General features: G+C 66.1%; 18 protein-coding genes. 5 read left to right on the forward strand and 13 right to left on the reverse strand.

The features are described 5' to 3' along the window. Positions 1 to 28 precede the first annotated feature (28 nt). Positions 29 to 1,246 carry a multidrug effflux MFS transporter gene (locus tag F3H35_RS09255; RefSeq protein WP_149779338.1) on the forward strand — a complete coding sequence of 406 codons (1,218 nt, stop codon included), beginning with the start codon at positions 29 to 31 and terminating at the stop codon, positions 1,244 to 1,246. Positions 1,247 to 1,258: 12 nt separating this feature from the next. Here the strand turns inward: F3H35_RS09255 and F3H35_RS09260 are convergent, their stop codons facing one another. Together F3H35_RS09260 and F3H35_RS09265 are read right to left on the reverse strand one after the other, a co-directional pair. Continuing rightward, entirely contained in the window at positions 1,259 to 1,852 is a 594-nt protein-coding gene (locus tag F3H35_RS09260) for a LysE/ArgO family amino acid transporter (RefSeq protein WP_149779339.1), read from the reverse strand. Between the two features lie 292 nt (positions 1,853 to 2,144). Then, the gene (locus F3H35_RS09265) at positions 2,145 to 2,894 is read right to left on the reverse strand and encodes a YebC/PmpR family DNA-binding transcriptional regulator (protein WP_149779340.1); all 750 of its coding nucleotides are present in this window, start codon (positions 2,892 to 2,894) and stop codon (positions 2,145 to 2,147) included. Positions 2,895 to 3,018: 124 nt separating this feature from the next. Between F3H35_RS09265 and F3H35_RS09270 the strand changes: the two genes are divergently transcribed. Then, complete coding sequence (locus F3H35_RS09270) at positions 3,019 to 4,800, forward strand: SLC13 family permease (RefSeq protein ID WP_149779341.1); 1,782 nt, start codon at positions 3,019 to 3,021, stop codon at positions 4,798 to 4,800. Between the two features lie 9 nt (positions 4,801 to 4,809). Here F3H35_RS09270 and F3H35_RS09275 read toward each other — a convergent pair whose 3' ends face one another. The 6 genes from F3H35_RS09275 to mgtE all read right to left on the reverse strand — a co-directional run bounded on the left by F3H35_RS09275 (position 4,810) and on the right by mgtE (position 10,840). Further along, positions 4,810 to 6,588, reverse strand: a complete 1,779-nt coding sequence (locus F3H35_RS09275) for an SLC13 family permease (RefSeq protein WP_149779582.1) — start codon at positions 6,586 to 6,588, stop codon at positions 4,810 to 4,812. Beyond that, positions 6,588 to 7,538: a DMT family transporter gene (locus F3H35_RS09280; protein WP_149779342.1), complete on the reverse strand. Its 951-nt coding sequence runs from the start codon at positions 7,536 to 7,538 to the stop codon at positions 6,588 to 6,590. Before F3H35_RS09280 ends, F3H35_RS09275 begins: the two co-directional genes overlap by 1 nt. After that, the gene (locus F3H35_RS09285) at positions 7,535 to 8,347 is read right to left on the reverse strand and encodes a TIGR00282 family metallophosphoesterase (protein WP_007814519.1); all 813 of its coding nucleotides are present in this window, start codon (positions 8,345 to 8,347) and stop codon (positions 7,535 to 7,537) included. The genes F3H35_RS09280 and F3H35_RS09285 overlap by 4 nt, the downstream gene beginning before the upstream one ends. A 66-nt stretch (positions 8,348 to 8,413) precedes the next feature. Then, complete coding sequence (locus tag F3H35_RS09290; protein ID WP_223228369.1) at positions 8,414 to 8,899, reverse strand: OsmC family protein; 486 nt, start codon at positions 8,897 to 8,899, stop codon at positions 8,414 to 8,416. Next, entirely contained in the window at positions 8,886 to 9,452 is a 567-nt protein-coding gene (locus F3H35_RS09295; protein WP_149779343.1) for a 5-formyltetrahydrofolate cyclo-ligase, read from the reverse strand. The genes F3H35_RS09290 and F3H35_RS09295 overlap by 14 nt, the downstream gene beginning before the upstream one ends. Then, entirely contained in the window at positions 9,449 to 10,840 is a 1,392-nt protein-coding gene (gene mgtE, locus F3H35_RS09300) for a magnesium transporter (protein ID WP_149779344.1), read from the reverse strand. The genes F3H35_RS09295 and mgtE overlap by 4 nt, the downstream gene beginning before the upstream one ends. Before the next feature lie 133 nt (positions 10,841 to 10,973). Between mgtE and guaD the strand changes: the two genes are divergently transcribed. Next, positions 10,974 to 12,266, forward strand: a complete 1,293-nt coding sequence (gene guaD, locus F3H35_RS09305; protein WP_149779345.1) for a guanine deaminase — start codon at positions 10,974 to 10,976, stop codon at positions 12,264 to 12,266. Between the two features lie 66 nt (positions 12,267 to 12,332). Here guaD and F3H35_RS09310 read toward each other — a convergent pair whose 3' ends face one another. The 4 genes from F3H35_RS09310 to F3H35_RS09325 form a co-directional block, all read right to left on the reverse strand. Next, the gene (locus F3H35_RS09310) at positions 12,333 to 12,764 is read right to left on the reverse strand and encodes a cupin domain-containing protein (protein ID WP_149779346.1); all 432 of its coding nucleotides are present in this window, start codon (positions 12,762 to 12,764) and stop codon (positions 12,333 to 12,335) included. A gap of 278 nt (positions 12,765 to 13,042) precedes the next feature. Beyond that, positions 13,043 to 13,504, reverse strand: a complete 462-nt coding sequence (locus F3H35_RS09315) for a CAP domain-containing protein (RefSeq protein ID WP_149779347.1) — start codon at positions 13,502 to 13,504, stop codon at positions 13,043 to 13,045. A 64-nt stretch (positions 13,505 to 13,568) separates the two neighbouring features. After that, the gene (locus F3H35_RS09320) at positions 13,569 to 14,384 is read right to left on the reverse strand and encodes an inositol monophosphatase family protein (protein ID WP_149779348.1); all 816 of its coding nucleotides are present in this window, start codon (positions 14,382 to 14,384) and stop codon (positions 13,569 to 13,571) included. A 55-nt stretch (positions 14,385 to 14,439) separates the two neighbouring features. Next, complete coding sequence (locus F3H35_RS09325) at positions 14,440 to 14,811, reverse strand: helix-turn-helix domain-containing protein (RefSeq protein ID WP_149779349.1); 372 nt, start codon at positions 14,809 to 14,811, stop codon at positions 14,440 to 14,442. A gap of 314 nt (positions 14,812 to 15,125) precedes the next feature. On the opposite strand from F3H35_RS09325, the gene F3H35_RS09330 reads away from it, so the two are divergent. Continuing rightward, positions 15,126 to 16,088 carry an NADPH:quinone oxidoreductase family protein gene (locus F3H35_RS09330; RefSeq protein ID WP_149779350.1) on the forward strand — a complete coding sequence of 321 codons (963 nt, stop codon included), beginning with the start codon at positions 15,126 to 15,128 and terminating at the stop codon, positions 16,086 to 16,088. On the opposite strand, the gene F3H35_RS09335 is transcribed toward F3H35_RS09330, so the two are convergent. Then, positions 16,075 to 16,953 (reverse strand): LysR family transcriptional regulator, encoded by an 879-nt coding sequence (locus tag F3H35_RS09335; RefSeq protein ID WP_149779351.1) that lies wholly within the window; start codon positions 16,951 to 16,953, stop codon positions 16,075 to 16,077. The genes F3H35_RS09330 and F3H35_RS09335 overlap by 14 nt on opposite strands. A gap of 125 nt (positions 16,954 to 17,078) precedes the next feature. Here F3H35_RS09335 and F3H35_RS09340 point away from each other — a divergent pair, with 125 nt between their 5' ends. Further along, a complete protein-coding gene (locus F3H35_RS09340) occupies positions 17,079 to 17,291 on the forward strand; it encodes a DUF1127 domain-containing protein (protein WP_149779352.1) in 213 nt (70 codons plus the stop codon). Positions 17,292 to 17,365: the final 74 nt, after the last annotated feature.

Below are 17,365 nucleotides of genomic sequence, written 5' to 3' on the forward strand. Positions count from 1 at the left end.
GCGCGCCGCGCGGGCCTAACCGTGCTTCATGACCGATCTGCCCGCCTCCCGCTTTCTGGACCGCGCCTCGCCGCCGCATATCCTCACGCTGATCCTGCTGGCGGGCATTTCGGCGCTGGCGATGAACATCTTCCTGCCCTCCCTGCCCGGCATGACCGCCTATTTCGATACGGAATACCGGCTGATGCAGCTGTCGGTCGCGCTCTATCTTGCGGTGAACGCGGTCCTGCAGGTGCTGATGGGACCGATCTCGGACCGGCTGGGCCGCCGCCCGGTGATACTCGGAGGGCTGGCGATCTTCCTTCTGGCGACGCTCGGATGCCTTCTGTCCACCAACGCCTATATGTTCCTCACCTTCCGCATGATGCAGGCGACGGTGGTGGTGGCGATGGTGCTCAGCCGGGCGATCGTGCGCGATATGGTTCCGCAGGATCAGGCCGCCAGCATGATCGGCTATGTCACGATGGGCATGGCCATCGTGCCGATGATCGGCCCGGCCATCGGCGGTGTGCTCGATCAACTCTATGGCTGGCAGGCCAATTTCTGGGCGCTCTTCGTTCTCGGCGCCGCGGTCCTGTGGCTCAGCTGGCGCGATCTGGGCGAAACCGCACCGCTGACCGGTCAGACGCTGCGCGCGCAGATCGCCGACTATCCCGAGCTTTTGTCCTCGCCGCGCTTCTGGGGCTATGCGCTGGCCTCGGCGCTCTCGTCGGGCGCGTTCTTCGCCTATCTGGGCGGCGCGCCCTTTGTGGGCGATCAGGTGTTCGGACTGCCCCCCGCCAAGCTCGGCCTTTATTTCGGCGCGCCCGCGATCGGCTACATGCTCGGCAATTTCCTGTCCGGGCGGTTTTCGGTGCGCGTCGGCGTGAACCGCATGGTGCTATGGGGCACGCTCATCAATGCCGGGGGCATCGCCGCCAATCTCTCGCTGTTCTACGCAGGCCAGGGCAGCCCCGCGAGCTTTTTCGGCCTGATGACGCTGATGGGCCTCGGGAACGGCATGGTGATCCCCAATGCAACCGCCGGGGCCTTGTCGGTGCGCCCGCATCTCGCGGGCACCGCCAGCGGGCTTGCCGGGGCGCTGATGATCGGCGGCGGCGCGGCCCTGTCGGCGCTGGCCGGCATCCTTCTCAAGCCCGGAAGCGGGGCGTTTCCGCTCCTGTGGATCATGCTCGGCACGGCACTGGCCGCCATTGCCGCCATCGGCGTGGTCGTGTGGCGCGAGCGTCAGCTCATCCGGCCCTGACCCGGCCCCGCCTCACATCATCAACAACTTGGCGGCGATCCCCCACATCACCAGCCCCACCAGCGCATCCAGCACCCGCCAGCTCGAGGGCCGCCGGAACAAGGGCGAAAGCAGGCGCGCGCCATAGCCCAGCCCGAAGAAGAACACGAAACTCGCCAGCACCGCCCCTGCGCCAAAGGCGATCTTGTCGTCATATTGCGCGCTGACCGACCCCAGCAGAACCACCGTATCCAGATACACATGAGGGTTGAGCCATGTCAGCGCCAGACAGGTCAGAAGTGCCGCGCCAAGCCGCCCCGCCCCCTCGCCTGCCTCGAGCGCCTCACCACCGCGCCAGGCCGACAGGAAATTGCGCGCCCCATACCAGATCAGGAAAGCCGCCCCGCCAAAGCGCATGATCCGCTCCAGCCCCGGCACCGCCTCGGCCAGCGCGCCGAACCCGGCCACCCCGGCCACGATCAGCACCGCATCCGACAGCGCACAGGTCAGGCACACCGCCAGCACATGCGCGCGCCGCAGCCCTTGCCGCAGCACGAATGCATTCTGCGCCCCGATCGCGAGAATGAGCGAAAATCCAAGGGCGAAGCCCGCCAAAGACGCCTGCATACGCCCCCTCCCTTCGAGCTTTGCGCGCGCCCGCCAAAGCATGATGCGCCCCCAAGGACAAGTCGGCACCCGCATGCGACGGGCCCGGGCGCGGACCCCATCCGATCCTGTCCTACAAGAGCGAGATCACCGCCTGCAACCGCCCGGCCGGCCATTCGCGCATCGCTCACAGGCCCGCCTCAACGCACCGTCATCCGCGCAGCGCGCCAAGCGCCTTCGAAGGCGCTTGACCAAGGCTTTTCGAAAAGCCTTGGCCCACCCCCGCCCGAAGACCGCCAGACGCCCGGCACGTTTACTCGGCGGCCAGCTGCGCCATCACCTCGTCGGAGGCTTCGAAATTCGTGGTCACCCGCTGCACGTCGTCGTCATCCTCGAGCGCATCCACCAGCTTCATCAGCTTCTGCATGCCCTCAAGGTCCAGCTCGGTGGTGGTCGCCGGGCGCCATGCCAGCCGGGTCGAGGCGCTGTCGCCCAACTCCGCCTCGAGCGCGGTCGAGACGTCGTTCAGATCGGTATCCGCACACCAGACCGTATGACCCTCCTCGCTCGACTCGACATCTTCGGCCCCGGCCTCGATCGCGGCCATCATCACCGTATCCGCATCGCCCGCCTCAGAGGGATAGCTGATCTCGCCCTTGCGCTCGAACATGAAGGCGACGCTTCCGGTCTCGCCCAGATTGCCGCCATGCTTGGTAAAGGTCGAGCGCACGTTCGACGCGGTGCGGTTGCGGTTGTCGGTCATCGCCTCGACGATCACCGCCACGCCCCCCGGACCATAGCCCTCATAGCGGATTTCCTCGTAATCATCGCCCTCGCCCGCCTGCGATTTCTTGATCGCGCGTTCGATCACATCCTTGGGCACCGACACCGCCTTGGCTTCCTTCACCGCCATGCGCAGGCGGGGGTTCTTCTCGGGGTCCGGGTCGCCCATCTTGGCCGCGACGGTGATTTCCTTGGAAAGCTTGGAAAACAACTTCGACCGCGCGGCGTCCTGACGCCCCTTGCGATGCTGGATGTTTGCCCATTTTGAATGGCCGGCCATGCGTGTCTCCGATCGGACTCAAGGTTGATGCGGCCCGATATAAGACAGCCCGCCCCCCTATCGCAACCCGCTTGCGCCGCCCGACAGGATGCGCTTGGCTGTGACCCCGTGACAGGAGTCCTCGATGACCCATGACCAGATCATTCTTTTCGCCCTCTTCGGCGCGGTCTTCGCCCTGCTGATCTGGGGGCGCTACCGCTATGACCTCGTGGCCTTCTGCGCGCTTCTGGCGGCGGTGGTGCTGGGTGTGGTGCAGCCCGATGACGCCTTTGCCGGGTTCGGCCATCCCGCCACGATCATTGTGGCGCTGGTGCTGGTGGTCTCGTCGGGGCTGGTCAACGCCGGCGCCGTACAGCTCATCACCCGCAAGCTGATGCAGCACGGCCGCAGCCTGCGCAGCCATGTGGCGCTGATGGGCGGGATCGGCGCGGTGCTCTCGGGCTTCATCAACAACGTGGCGGCGCTGGCGCTGCTCATGCCCGTGGACATGCAGGCCGCCCACCGGGCCAAGCGTTCCCCGGCCCTGTCGCTGATGCCGCTCAGCTTCGCCACCATTCTCGGCGGCATGGTGACGCTGATCGGCACCCCGCCCAACATCATCATCGCCTCGATCCGTCAGGACCAGCTGGGCGCCCCCTTCGAGATGTTCGATTTCACACCGGTGGGCGCCGTCACCGCCCTTGCGGGCATGGCTTTCCTCACTTTGGTCGGCTCTCGCTTCATTCCCAAGCGCGCCACCGAAACGGACCCGACCGAGGCGCTCGAGGACACCGCCGCCTTTCTCGCCGAGCTTTCCGTGCCCGAAGACAACGACATGATCGACCGTCCGCTCTCGGATCTCGACGGGGCCGCCACCGAAAGCAATGTCTCCGTGCTCGGGCTGATCCGCGACGGCACCCGCCGCTACGGCAGTTCCCGCACCACCCGGCTCAGGGCCGATGACATCCTGATCCTCGAAGCGCAGCCCGACGCGCTCGATGCGTTTCGCTCCGCGCTCGGGCTGGCCTATACCGATGCCGACCGCCGCGCCGTGATCGAGGACGAGGCCGAGGGCCTGACCCTGACACAAGCCGTCGTGCCGCGCGACGCGCGCATCGTCGATACCAGCGCGCAGGCGATCGGCCTGCACTGGCGGCAACGCTCGGTGATCGTCGGCATCTCCCGCGAGGGGCGCCGCATCACCGAGAATCTGCGCCGCGCGACGATCCTGCCGGGCGATATCCTGCTGCTGCTCACCCCGGCCGATACCGGCCCGCAGGTGATCCGCTGGCTGGGATGCCTGCCGCTGGCCGAAACCGGCCTGTCCGTCACCCAGGAGAACAAGACCTGGCTCGCCATTGGCCTGTTCGCCGCCGCCGTGGCGGCGGCCACCGCCGGTGTGATCCCGCTCTCCATCGGGCTGGGGATCGTGGTCGTGGGCTATGTGCTCAGCGGCATCGTGCCCCTGCGCGATCTCTATGACGAGATCGAATGGCCCGTCGTGGTCCTGCTCGGCTCGCTGATCCCCTTGGGCGACGCGCTCAATGACAGCGGCGGAACCCAGCTTCTGGCCTCGCAGCTTGTCGATCTGACCGGCGCCCTGCCGGTCTGGGCCATTCTGGCGGTGCTCATGGCGGTGACGATGACGCTGTCGGACGTGCTCAACAACACCGCCACCGCGATCGTCGCCGCCCCCGTCGGCATCGAGATCGCAAGACGCCTCGACGTGGCGCCCGATCCTTTCCTGATGGCGGTGGCAATCGGCGCCTCTTCGGCGTTCCTCACGCCCATCGGCCACAAGAACAACACCCTGATCCTCGGTCCCGGCGGCTATCGCTTCGGGGATTACTGGCGCATGGGCCTGCCGCTCGAAATCATCGTGATCGCAGTCTCGGTGCCGATGATCCTGTGGGTCTGGCCGCTTTGATCGCCCGCGTCACAGCGGCCAGATCACCGGAATGAGCGCACTGGCCAGCAGACCGACGCTCAGGTTCAGCGGAATGCCCACCCGCATGAAATCGGTGAACTTGTAGCCGCCGGGACCATAGACAAGCGTATTGGTCTGATAGCCGATGGGTGTGGCGAAACTGGCCGAGGCGGCGATCATCACCGCCACCACCAGCGGCCGCGCATCGACCCCCATCGCATCCGCAAGGCCAATGGCGATCGGCGTGACCACCACCGCCACGGCGTTGTTGCTCACCAGCTCGGTCAGCACGGATGTCAGCAGATAGATCGCCCAGACGACCGCAAAGCCGGGCAACATTGCAAAGCCGGGCGCCATCGCCCCGACGATCAGCCGCACCGCCCCCGAGGCCTCGAGCGCGGCACCAATCGCCAGCATGGCAAAGATCAGCGCCAGCAGCCGCCCATCGACAAAGGAAAACGCCTCGTCGGCATCGATGCAGCGGGTGATCAACACCACCGCCACCGCGATCACCGCCAGCGCAAGGATCGGCGCCACGCCAAGGGCCGACAGCACCACGATCCCCGCCAGCGCCAGCACCGCCAGCGGCGCATGACTGCGCCGGAACGCCCGCGCCGAAGGCTTTGAGACATCCACCAGATCCATCTCGCGCGACAGGCGCTGGATATCCTCGGGCGCCCCCTCCAGCAGCAGCGTATCGCCCACCCGCACCACCAGATCATCCAGCTGACGGCCGATTTTCTGGTTCCGGCGATGCACCGCCAGCGGATAGACGCCATAGCGCCGTCTGAGCCGCAGCGCACCAAGCGTCCGGCCCACCATCTTGCACCCCGGCGTGATCAGCACCTCGACCGTGGTGGTCTCCACCGCCGAGACCTGATCCACCCGCTTGAGGCTCTTGGTGCGCTGCAGGCTCAGCAGTTCGGTCATCTGCGTGCGCAGCACCACCCGGTCGCCCACCTGCAACTCGACCCCCTTCAGATTGCGCCGCAAGGACTGGTCCCCGCGGATCACGTCGATCAGCCGCACACCCTCGCGCTTGAACAGCTGCACGCCGGTCACCTCGCGGCCAATGAGGTTCGATTCCGGCGGGATCACCGCCTCGGTGAAAAACTTCATCCGCGACCGGTCCGACAGCATGTCCGCCATCGACGCCCGCTCCGGCAGCAGCAACGGTCCGATCACCCGCAAATAGATCATCCCCCAGATCACCAGAACCACCGCCAGCGGCGTGACCTCGAAGATCGAGAACGGCTCCATGCCATGCGTGCGCGCCACCCCGTCCACCAGCAGGTTGGTCGATGTCCCGATCAGCGTCAGCGTGCCCCCGAGGATCGCGGCATAGCTGAGCGGAATGAGCAGCTTGGAGGCCGGCATCCCCAAGGTCCGCGCCAGCTGCACGAAAACCGGGATCATCACCACCACCACGGGCGTGTTGTTCATAACCGCCGAGCCGACGATCACGAACGCCATCAGCATCACGATGGCCAGCTTCGGGCGGTGCCGCGCCTGCCGGTCCGCCAGCGTCGTCAGCGCATCGAGCGCGCCCGTCCGCACCAGCGCGCCCATCACCAGAAACAGCATCGCGATAGTCCAGGGCGCGGGGTTCGACAGCACCGCAAGCCCCGCCTCATAGGGCAGCACCCCAAGCGCCAAGAGCAGGGCCGCGCCGCCGATGGCCACAACCTCGGTGGGAAAAATCTCGCGGATGAACAGCGCGAACATCACACCGACCACCGCAAGGGTGATGGCGGCCTGCCCTGTCTGTGATGTCGCGATCATGTCCATCATACCGGCCCGCCACCTTTACCTGTATCGCGGCCATCTTCTCGCAATGCGCGAACCGGGGCAAGGCGGATAGCGGGGCGCGGTTGCACCAGAAACAGCCCCGCCATCAGCACGCCGAACGCCGCCCAGACATAGCCTGAATAGCTTTCTCCAAGCAGCGCCATGGACCAGGTGACACCAAAGGCCGTCACCAGATAGGCCACTTGCGCGGCAAACACCGCGCCCGCCTGCCCCACCAGCCAGACATAGCTGGCATAGACCACCGCATGAATGATCGAACTGGCCAAGAGCGCCGCATCCGGCGCGCCCCAGGGCGGCAGCGGGCTGATCCATTGCCCGGTGACCAGTGCCAGCGGCAGCGCGATCATCGCCCCCAGCAGCGACGCGCCCGACAGCACCTGGATCGCATCCATGCCGCGCGTGCCCCATTTCGACACGATATTGCCCTCGACCGCATAGAAAAACGGCGCCACCAGCGCCAGCGGCACAAAGGCGATCATCGCCGGATCCGGCAGGCTGGCCCGGGGCGCCACCATCAGCACGACCCCCGCCAGCCCCGCCATCAGACCGCCAAGCCGCATGAGGCCGAACCGGTCGATGCGCAGGCCAATGGCGATGGGAAAGGCGAACATCGGCACGGTCGAGATCAGGATCGCGATCACCCCCGCAGGCAGATGCACCGCCGCCGCGAACGAGGCCGAATTGGGGATCACCGTCCCGGTCAGCGCGATCACCAGGAAAAACCGCAGATCGCCCCCGGCCCTCGGCAGGCCGCGCCCGCGCCACGCATTGAACGCCGACAACAAAAGACCCGCGATCACCAATTGCCAGAAGATCAACCCGAACGGCATATAGCCTTCACTGACGGCGATCTTCGACAAGGGCGTGGTCAGGCCCCAGCCCGCGCCGACCACGGTCAGCACCGCCAGCAACCCCAGCCGCGATGTCACGGCCCCGTCTGCTCCAGCCGTCCGCCCTGCCGCACCATGGCGACGCGGGTGGCCTTGCCGGTGCGGTCATCCGTCTCGACATAAAGCCCCGACAGCGTCACATCGCCCATGGCGGGCTGGAACCGCCCGCGCGCCATGCCACTGACAAAGCGGCGCATCGGCTCGGTCTTTTCCATGCCGATCACCGAATTGTAATCGCCGCACATGCCCGCATCGCTCTGAAAAGCGGTGCCTTGGGGCAGGATCTGCGCATCGGCGGTGGGTACATGGGTATGCGTGCCCACAACGACGCTCGCGCGCCCGTCACAGAAATGGCCCATGCCCATCTTCTCGGACGTGGCCTCGCAATGGATATCGACCAAAGACGCCTGCACGGCACCGCCCGGCGGATGCGCGCGCAGCACCGCATCCACCGCCGAGAACGGATCGTCGAAACACCGCTTCATGAAGACCTGCCCCAAGGCCTGACAGACAAGCACCTTGCGCCCCCGCGCGTCGCTGAACACCCCCTGCCCGCGCCCCGGCGCATCCTTGGCATAGTTCAGCGGGCGCAGCACGCGCGGCTCGGTTTCGATGAATTGCAGCATGTCCTTCTGATCGAAGGCATGATCTCCAAGCGTGATGCAATCGGCCCCGGCCTGCAGCAGCGCGCGGGCGTGATCGCCCGTCAGGCCCATCCCCCCCGACGCATTCTCGCCATTGACCACGACGAAATCCAGCCGCCACTCCTGTCGCAGCCTGGGCAAAACATCCGCCACGGCGGCGCGCCCCGCCCGGCCGACAACATCTCCGAGGAACAGAATTTTCATGACAGCGGTGTTAGGCCCCGCGCGCCTCCGGCGCAAGGGCGCTGTTGCGCCCCGTCCGCCCCCCGTTCACGGCGCGATGCGATAGCGCGCGGCGACAGCGACCGGAAAAGCCACCGACCGGGCGATGAAGCACACATCATGCACCCGCCCATGCAAGCCGTCGGCGGCGGCCAGATCGGTGCCCGCGGCCACGGTGATCCTTGGCCGCAGCGTCGCGCTCAGAAACTGGCCCGCGCCACCCGCCGTCACCTCGCCCAGCGCCTCGGGGTCATCCTCATAGGCCTGCACCGCGATCCCGGCATCCGCTGCGAAATGCAGAAACCACAGCATGTGGCAGGCGCTCAGCGCCGAAATCAGCATATCCTCGGGATTGTGCCGCGCCGGATCGCCGCCAAGCAGCGGATCGTTGGAACAGGCGATCACGGGCTTTCCCGGCGTCTCGACATTCCAGCTTCGGTCATAGCCGGTATAGCTCGCCGTGCCCTGCCCGCGATTGCCGGTCCACACGATGCGCGCCCGGTAAACCGGCGCGCCCTGCTCAGCCCCGGTCAAACCCGATCACCCCGGCCTCGGTCACCACCATGTCGAGCGGCTGATCCGTGGGCTCCAGAGGCAGCGCCTCGACCTGCTGTGCGGCATAGGCGAACCCGATGGCCAGCGTGGGCCGCTTGGCGCGCAGCATCTCAAGCGTCCGGTCATAGAACCCCCCGCCATAGCCAAGCCGCCCGCCGCTGCGGTCGAAGGCCACCAGCGGCACGATCAGGATCTCCGGCTCGATGAAATCGTCCACCTCGGGGATCATCGCCCCGAATGGACCTTCCTTCAGCCTGCAACCCGGCTCCCAGCGCGAGAATTTCAGCGGCAGGCCCGCCCCCTGAATGACCGGCACGCAGACCGGGCCGTGCGCTGCGGCCTCTTCCATCGCCGGGACCGGATCGATCTCGGTGCGGATCGGCATGTAGCCCGACAGCGGCACGCCGCGATGGCCCGCCAGCACCTGCGACAGATGCCCCGCCTCACCCGGTCCCGCCGCTTCATGCGCGGCACGGCGCGCGGCAAACGCCGCCTTGCGCGCCGCCGCCTTGATATCCGCAAGATCGCTCATAGCAACACCACCGCCGCCAGCCCCAGAAAGGCGAAAAAGCCCACCACGTCGGTCACGGTCGTCACGAACGCCCCCGAGGCCAGCGCCGGGTCGATGCCCACCCGCTCGAGCGCCACGGGAATGACCGTACCGGCAAGCCCGGCCACCACGAGGTTGATGACCATCGCCGCCCCGATCACATAGCCAAGTTCCGGCCCGCCGAACCATGCGATCCCGACAATCCCCATCACGATTGCGAAGATGATCCCGTTGACCAGCCCCACCAGAACCTCGCGCCGGATGAAGCGCCACACGTTCGATCCCGTCAAATCGCGCGTGGCGATGGCACGCACCGCCACGGTCAGGCTCTGCGTGCCCGCATTGCCGCCCATCGACGCCACGATCGGCATCAGCACCGCCAGCGCCACGATCTGCGTGATCGCCTCTTCGAACTGCGCGATGACCAGCGATGCAAGGATCGCCGTCACCAGATTGACCGCCAGCCACGGCAGCCGCTGCCGCGTCGTGTCGATCACCCGGTCGTTCAGACTGCCCTCGCCCACACCGGCAAGGCGCAGGATGTCCTCTTCGTGCTCCTCGTCCAGCACCGCCATCGCGTCATCGATGGTGATGACCCCCACCAGCCGTTCGGTCTCATCCACCACTGGCGCCGATATCAGGTGATACTGGTTGAACGCATAGGCCACATCGGCCTCGGCCTGCGTCACCGGGATGACATGGAACGTGTCCTCCACCAGATCGCGCAACAGCACCTCCCGGCGCGACGCCATCAGCTTGCCCAGCGTGACATTGCCCACCGGCCTCAGCCGCGGATCGACCAGCACGATGTGATAGAACTGCTCCGGCAGATCCTCCTGATCGCGCAGGTAATCGATCGCCTCGCCCACATTCCAGTGCTCGGGCGCCATCACCACCTCGCGCTGCATCAGGCGGCCCGCGGAATATTCCGGATAGGTCAGCGATTGCTGCACCGCGATCCGGTCGCCGGCCTCCAGCGCGCTCAGGATGGTTTGCTGCTCGTGATCCTCCAGATCCTCGACCAGATCGACCACATCATCCGAATCGAGATCCCGCACCGCCTCGGCCAGCACGTCGGGCGGCAAGAGGCCGATGACTTCCTGCCGAAGCCCCTCATCCAGCTCCGACAGCACGTCGCCATCGAAATCCGAGCCATAAAGCTCGATCAGCCGACGGCGGTCAAAGGCGTTGATCTGCTCCAGAAGGTCCGCGATATCGGCCGGGTGCAGCGCCGACATTTCCTGCAGGAACAGCGCGCGATCCCCGATATCCACCGCATAGATGATCCGCGCCACCGCCTGCGGATTCAGCGCATAGGAGATGTCCTCTCGCTCGGCCTCGGTCTCTGCCAGCTGTTCCTCATCCGCCATGACACCCTCCGCCGATGCGCCCCGGCGCAAGACCTACCCAAGCCGCGCCCGGAAAACAATCACATTGCCCGATTTACCGCGTGCGAAGTCCCGCCTATCGTCACCCCTGATCCTTACTGCAGCAGGCCGCCTCATGACACGGCACGAAATCATCACGGGTCACGTGTTGTCCTTCACCGAAGACCCATTCGGCATCGCCCCCGCCGCCTCGGTCACATGGCACGAGGCGCTGCTGATCCGCGACGGAACCATCATTGCCACGGGCGATCTGGACACGCTGCGCCAACAGGCCCCCGGCGCAACGCTGACCCGCCATGACGGCTGCCTGATCTGCCCCGGCTTCATCGACGCGCATGTCCATTACCCCCAGACCGCGATTATCGCCAGCTGGGGTGCGCGGCTCATCGACTGGCTCGAACGCTACACCTTCCCCGAGGAGATGCGCTTTGCCGATCCCGCCCATGCCGCCGCCGCAGCCGACCGCTATTTCGACCTGACGCTCGCCCATGGCACCACCACCGTCTCCAGCTTCTGCACCTCGAACACCGCCAGCGTCGAGGCGTTCTTCACCGCAGCCCGGGCGCGCGGGTTGCGGGCGGCCGCCGGCAAGACCTGCATGGACCGCAACGCGCCCCCCGGCCTGTGCGACACCGCCCAATCCGCCTATGACGACAGCGCCGCGCTGATCGCCCGCTGGCATGGGGTCGACCGGCTGTGCTACGTCATCACCCCTCGCTTCGCCCCCACCTCAAGCGCCGATCAGCTGGCCGCTCTCGGGGCGCTCTGGGCCAATCACCCCGACTGCCTGATGCAAACCCATCTGAGCGAACAGATCGAGGAAATCGCCTGGGTGGCCGAGCTTTTCCCCAAGGCCCGCGATTATCTCGATGTCTATGAGACCTTCGGCCTTCTGGGCGATCGCGCGCTGTTCGGCCATGCCATCCACCTCACCGCGCGTGAGGCCTCTCGCCTTTCGGAAACCGGCGCAGCACTGATCCATTGCCCCACCTCCAACAGCTTCATCGGCTCGGGCCTGTTCGATATCGGGCGCCGTCTGGCCGAAGGGCAGCGCATCGGACTGGCCACCGATACCGGCGGCGGCTCGAGCTTCTCGATGCTGCGCACGATGGCCGCCGCCTATGAGATCGGACAATTGACCGGCACCGCGCTGCATCCCGCGCAGCTTCTGTGGCTGGCCACCGCAGGCTCGGCCCGGGCGCTGCATATGGGCGACAGGATCGGCACGATCGCCCCGGGGATGGAGGCGGATCTGGTGGTGCTCGATCTCGCCTCCACCCCCGCCATCGCCACGCGTCACGCGCGCGCAGACGACATCTGGGACGCGATCTTTCCCACGATCATGATGGGCGATGACCGCGCCATCCGCGATCTGCGCATCATGGGCCAGCCCCTTCGCACGGGCTGAGGCCATGCCGCCCGCGCGACCGCCCGTCAGGGCGGGCAAGCCCGCCCCGGCCCGACCTTCATGCGATCACTCGGCCACCGTGTTGGGCGTGCCCTCAGCACCGGCAAAGACCACAAGGACACGCGCGAGGCCCGCACCCGTATTGCGGCCCTGATGCCGCGTACCCAAGGCCTCGACCAGCGTATCGCCCTTGCGATAGACCCGCGTGCCATCCGGGCCGTAATCCACCGTCAATTCCCCCTCGAGCACATGCGCGGCCATCGGCGCCTCGTGCAGATGCCAGCCGGTCTCCTGACCGCTCTGCATCGTGACGATCGCCACCGTGATCTGTCCCGGCCCTTCAGGATAGACGATCGGCTGGCCGATCACCGTCGTTTCGCTCTGCAGCAAAAGCTCGACCGGCGGATAAGCGTCCTTGGCCAGCCCCGGCGCCGCCACCAGCGCCAGAAGGCACAGCATCGGCGCCCCCCGCAACGCCCTTGTCATGGTCCGGACCATTCGCGATATCTCCCTTCGCTCTTGCGCCATCCCCACCGGGCGCGCCCCGCCTGAGGATTAAGCTGGCAGCCCCGCGCCCTGACCCGTCTTCCCGCAGCGCAGGTGATCGCCAAGCCGATCCGCCACGGCCAAGGCGGGCCAGTCCTCGATAGACCGGCAAAACCAGCGCGCCCAACTATCTTTTGCAAGACGATCACCGATCGAGAGCGCGCACGCTTTCATTCATCATCGCGCGCAGCGCGCCGATGACAGCCACACCCGTCAGGCCAGTCACGCCATCAGCAGCCGGGCCGCCCCAGCACCATGACCCACAGGTTGTCCGGCCCGCGCACCAGCCCGAACTCCACCGCCTGTTCGGCAAGGATGTTGCGCCGATGTCCCGGCGAGGCCATCCACCCCTCCAGAACCTCCTGCAGGCTGCCCTGCCCCTTGGCGATGTTCTCGGCCACGAAACAGAACCCGTAGCCCTGCTTGCGCACGCGCTGGCCCACGCTGCTGCCATTGCTGCCCTCGTGGCTGAACCGTCCCGAACCCGCCAGATCGTCGGCATGGGCGGCAGCCGCCCGCGTCAGCGGCGCGGAAACCGCCAGCGCGCCGCGCCCGTCCTGTGCCCGCACCTGGCTCAGCCAGCCTTGCGCCGATCCGCCCATATCGGCCATCTGCGCCTGAGCCTGCCCCGCAAGCATCAGTCCCGCCAGCATCAGCGCCGCCACAATCCGCCCTGCAAACCTTGTCGCCATGTCACACACTCCCGTTCCGTTTCCGCATCTCGTCACGTGATCCGATGCGTGATCCGATCCGCGCTCACCCGATCCCCTGCAACAGCGCCAGCGCCTCGGCGTGCTGCTGGCGGCCCGCCGCCGCCAGAACGCGGCCCCCCTCATGGGCCGGGCCGCCCTCCCAATCCGTGACGATGCCGCCCGCCGCCTTGATCACCGCGATGGGTGCCTGTATATCATAAGAATTCAGCCCCGCCTCGATCACAAGATCGATCTGCCCGGCGGCCAGAAGCGCATAGGCGTAGCAATCCATCCCGTAGCGCACCAGCTGCACCGCCTCCGCCACCCGCATGAAGCCCGCCCGCTCCTGCGCTGTGCCCACCTCGGGAAAGGTCGAGAACAGGATCGATTGCGCCAGAGGCCGGTCGCCGCGCACCTTCAACCTGCGCTCGCCTTGCGGGCCGACAAGCCGGGCGCGGCCCAGACCACCCTCGAACCGTTCATTGATATAGGGCTGGTCGATGATGCCATAGATCGGCCCATCTGCATCGCGCAGCGCGATCAGCACGCCCCATGTCGGCGCGCCCGACAGAAAGGCGCGTGTGCCGTCGATCGGATCGACCACCCAGGTCAATCCGCTCGTGCCGGGCCGCGCGCCGAATTCCTCGCCGAACAGCGCATCATGAGGGCGTCGATCCTGCAGGATGTCCAGTATCGCGCGCTCTGCCGCGCGATCCGCCGCCGTCACCGGGTCGAACCCCGTGGCGGTCTTGTTCTGCGCCGTCAGCCCTTCGGCGCGGAAATGCTCCAGCACCGCCACGCGGGCGGCATCTGCCATGGCATGGGCGGTGGCGAAGATGTCATCGCTACCGACTGTTTTTTCCGTGTCGTCAATGTCCAAACCGGGCGCTCCCCTTGCGGTTGCCCCTCAGCGGTAGACCGCCCGGCCGGCAAGCTCAAGCCACGTCGCTCAGAACGCGTGCCAGATCGAACAGGCGGCGCCGCTGGTTCTCGGGGATCGCGTAATACGAGCGCACCAGATCCAGCGCCTCCTTGTCTCCCAGCAGATCGGCGGGCACCTTTTCACCGGCTTCCGATTTCCCACTGTCGGTTTCCAGCCCCTCGAAGAAGAAGCTGACTTCGACATCCAGCGCGTCCGCGATATCCCAAAGGCGCGATGCGCTGACCCGGTTCGCACCGGTTTCGTATTTCTGAATTTGCTGAAACTTGATACCGACGCTTTCGGCCAGTTGCTGCTGGGTCATTCCGACCAGCCAGCGGCGATGGCGAATGCGCTTGCCGACGTGAATATCTACGGGGTGCGGCATCACATCTTCCTTTTCTATTTTTCAGGTTCCGGTCCGACCAAAAATATTGTCGTCCGTTACGACTGCCAAATGATCAGCTTTGGACGCCAGACCAGTTGGCAGCGTCGAGCAACACTAGCATTTCCGAGGTTGAACACAAGAAATATCACACTACAAAAACGTGACCAGTCAAATTTTCACTCAATCTTAACGAGCACCTATACTTTCGAGGTAAAGCAATACAACCAAGGCTGGCGGATTGACAAAAGAGTCGCATTTCGTCTAACGCAGACAAGGGTTTGCAGCCCGTTCTTCCACTGACTCGAGGGGTCCAGATGCGCGCATTTCATATCGATTCGCCCGGTGCCTCTCCCGCCCTCACCGATCTCCCCATGCCCACTCCCGGCCCCGGCGAAATCCGGCTGAAGGTGGGCGCCTGCGGGCTGAACTTCGCCGACCTTCTGATGATGACCGGCGACTATCAGGACACGCCCGCCGCCCCCTTCACCCTCGGGATGGAGGTGGCCGGCACTGTCGATGCCCATGGTCCCGGCGTCACCGCGCCCGCCATCGGCACCCGTGTCGCGGTGTTCGGCGGACAGGGTGGGCTCGCCGAATACGGCTGCTTTCCCGCCGACCGCGCCGTGCCCCTGCCCGCAAACATGAGCGATATCGACGCCGCCGCCTTCCAGATCGCCTATGGCACCAGCCATCTGGCGCTCGATCACAAGGCGCAGCTACAGCCCGGCGAAACCCTTCTGGTGCTCGGCGCCGCCGGCGGCGTGGGCCTCACGGCGGTGGAAATCGGCAAGCTGATGGGCGCCCGGGTCATCGCCTGTGCGCGCGGCGCCGACAAGCTGGCCGTCGCCGAACAGGCCGGTGCCGATCACCTGATCGATGCCAAAACCGATGACATCCGCGCCGCCTGCAAGGCGCTTGGCGGCGTGGACGTGGTCTATGATCCCGTCGGCGGCGATCAGTTCGACGCCGCCTTCCGCGCCACCAACCCCGAAGGCCGCATCCTCTCCATCGGCTTCGCCAGCGGCACCGTCCCGCAGATCAAGGCCAATCACCTTCTGGTCAAGAACCTCAGCGTCATCGGCCTCTATTGGGGCGGCTATCTCAAGTTCCGCCCCTCGGTCGTCACCGACAGCCTCGCCACCCTCATGGGCTGGTACGAGGCAGGCCGCATCAAACCCCATGTCAGCCATGTCCTGCCGCTGGATCAGGCCGCCGAGGCGCTCGAAGTGCTGCGCAGCCGCAAATCCACCGGCAAGGTCGTGGTCACCCCAAACTGAACAGCCCCGCAGGCTGCGCCACCGCGCCATAGCCGCTGCGCAACATCTCCGCCAACTGCTCGAGCACCTCGTCGCGCCCGCCGCGCGCATACATGTTGATCTTCTGAACCCCCAGATCCGGCAGGCTCCCCCCCGGCGAAATCGCTTCCTGATGCGGCGGAATACTGTCCTCCAGCAGTGCCCCCACCGCCAGATCGGCGCTGATCAGCGCCTCGACCGAGCGGTCATCCTCGGATTCCACCGCCATGTCCCAATCCACGCCTGCGGCATCCAGACGCCGCAGCACGATGGGCCGGAAAATACAGTTGGTCGAAAACGCCAGCCTCAGCGGCCTCCGTTTCCACGCCAGCCCGTCGCGTGCCCCCGTCCAGCGCAGCGGCATTTCGCACAGCGTCTCGCCGCCCGGCCCCAGATCCTCCTCGGTGGTCAGGATAAGGTCCGCCTCACCCTTGCGCAGCGCCTCGCGCAGCCGCACCGTCCGCGATGACTTGAGGTTCACCTTGACCCTGGGAAACGCCACGTTGAACGCCTTGAGCACCCGCGGCACCACCGGATAGACGATGTCATGCGGCACGCCCAGGATGACCTCGCCCTCGAAGGTCTCCTCGGTCAGCCGCCGCACCACCTCGTCGTTCAACTCCAGCATCCGGCGCGCATAGCCCAGCAATTGCTCGCCCGCCGCCGTCAGGCCGATGGTGCGGTTGCTGCGATCGAGCAGCGACAGGCCCATCATCTCCTCCAGCCGCTTGAGCTGCATCGAGACCGCCGATTGCGTGAGGTGCAGGACCGCCGCGGCCCGTGTCACCCCGCCCTGATCGGCCACCGCCACGAACGAGCGCAGTGTCGTCGTATCCAGATTCCTCATGTATCACATCCCTTGATGCATTCGGTCACAAACATTCGTTTTAAAAATGATACCACAGCCGTCATATACATCACCAGAAAACATGAAACGCAAGTCATTCATCACGAACCGGAAAGGATATCGCCATGCCGCCCCTGTCACTCTCCCGCGCCACGCCGCGCGCCCGCCCGCACCCCCTGCTGGCCTTGCGCCTGATGCTGTCGCTGCACCGCCAGCGGCGGTCTCTGGCGCGGCTCGATGACCGTGCTCTGGCCGATATCGGCCTTGACCGCGACACCGCCCTGACCGAGTCCCGCCGCCCCCTGTGGGACATTCCGGCGCACTGGCGGAATTCATGACCTAAATTGTCACGTTTTCGCTCCGGTAATGCTTGAAATAAAGCCCGGCCTGCCCAATATTGTGTGCAAAGCCC

Source organism: Roseovarius litoreus (genome assembly GCF_900142765.1).
Taxonomy (GTDB): Bacteria; Pseudomonadota; Alphaproteobacteria; order Rhodobacterales; family Rhodobacteraceae; genus Roseovarius; species Roseovarius litoreus.

Bases quoted from the DNA above. Each gene is read 5' to 3' on its own strand.
- F3H35_RS09255 (WP_149779338.1), top strand. From the start codon at position 29: ATGACCGATCTGCCCGCCTCCCGCTTTCTGGACCGCGCCTCGCCGCCG.
- F3H35_RS09260 (WP_149779339.1), bottom strand. From the start codon at position 1,852: ATGCAGGCGTCTTTGGCGGGCTTCGCCCTTGGATTTTCGCTCATTCTC.
- F3H35_RS09265 (WP_149779340.1), bottom strand. From the start codon at position 2,894: ATGGCCGGCCATTCAAAATGGGCAAACATCCAGCATCGCAAGGGGCGT.
- F3H35_RS09270 (WP_149779341.1), top strand. From the start codon at position 3,019: ATGACCCATGACCAGATCATTCTTTTCGCCCTCTTCGGCGCGGTCTTC.
- F3H35_RS09275 (WP_149779582.1), bottom strand. From the start codon at position 6,588: ATGGACATGATCGCGACATCACAGACAGGGCAGGCCGCCATCACCCTT.
- F3H35_RS09285 (WP_007814519.1), bottom strand. From the start codon at position 8,347: ATGAAAATTCTGTTCCTCGGAGATGTTGTCGGCCGGGCGGGGCGCGCC.
- F3H35_RS09295 (WP_149779343.1), bottom strand. From the start codon at position 9,452: ATGAGCGATCTTGCGGATATCAAGGCGGCGGCGCGCAAGGCGGCGTTT.
- mgtE (WP_149779344.1), bottom strand. From the start codon at position 10,840: ATGGCGGATGAGGAACAGCTGGCAGAGACCGAGGCCGAGCGAGAGGAC.
- guaD (WP_149779345.1), top strand. From the start codon at position 10,974: ATGACACGGCACGAAATCATCACGGGTCACGTGTTGTCCTTCACCGAA.
- F3H35_RS09310 (WP_149779346.1), bottom strand. From the start codon at position 12,764: ATGGTCCGGACCATGACAAGGGCGTTGCGGGGGGCGCCGATGCTGTGC.
- F3H35_RS09315 (WP_149779347.1), bottom strand. From the start codon at position 13,504: ATGGCGACAAGGTTTGCAGGGCGGATTGTGGCGGCGCTGATGCTGGCG.
- F3H35_RS09325 (WP_149779349.1), bottom strand. From the start codon at position 14,811: ATGCCGCACCCCGTAGATATTCACGTCGGCAAGCGCATTCGCCATCGC.
- F3H35_RS09330 (WP_149779350.1), top strand. From the start codon at position 15,126: ATGCGCGCATTTCATATCGATTCGCCCGGTGCCTCTCCCGCCCTCACC.
- F3H35_RS09335 (WP_149779351.1), bottom strand. From the start codon at position 16,953: ATGAGGAATCTGGATACGACGACACTGCGCTCGTTCGTGGCGGTGGCC.
- F3H35_RS09340 (WP_149779352.1), top strand. From the start codon at position 17,079: ATGCCGCCCCTGTCACTCTCCCGCGCCACGCCGCGCGCCCGCCCGCAC.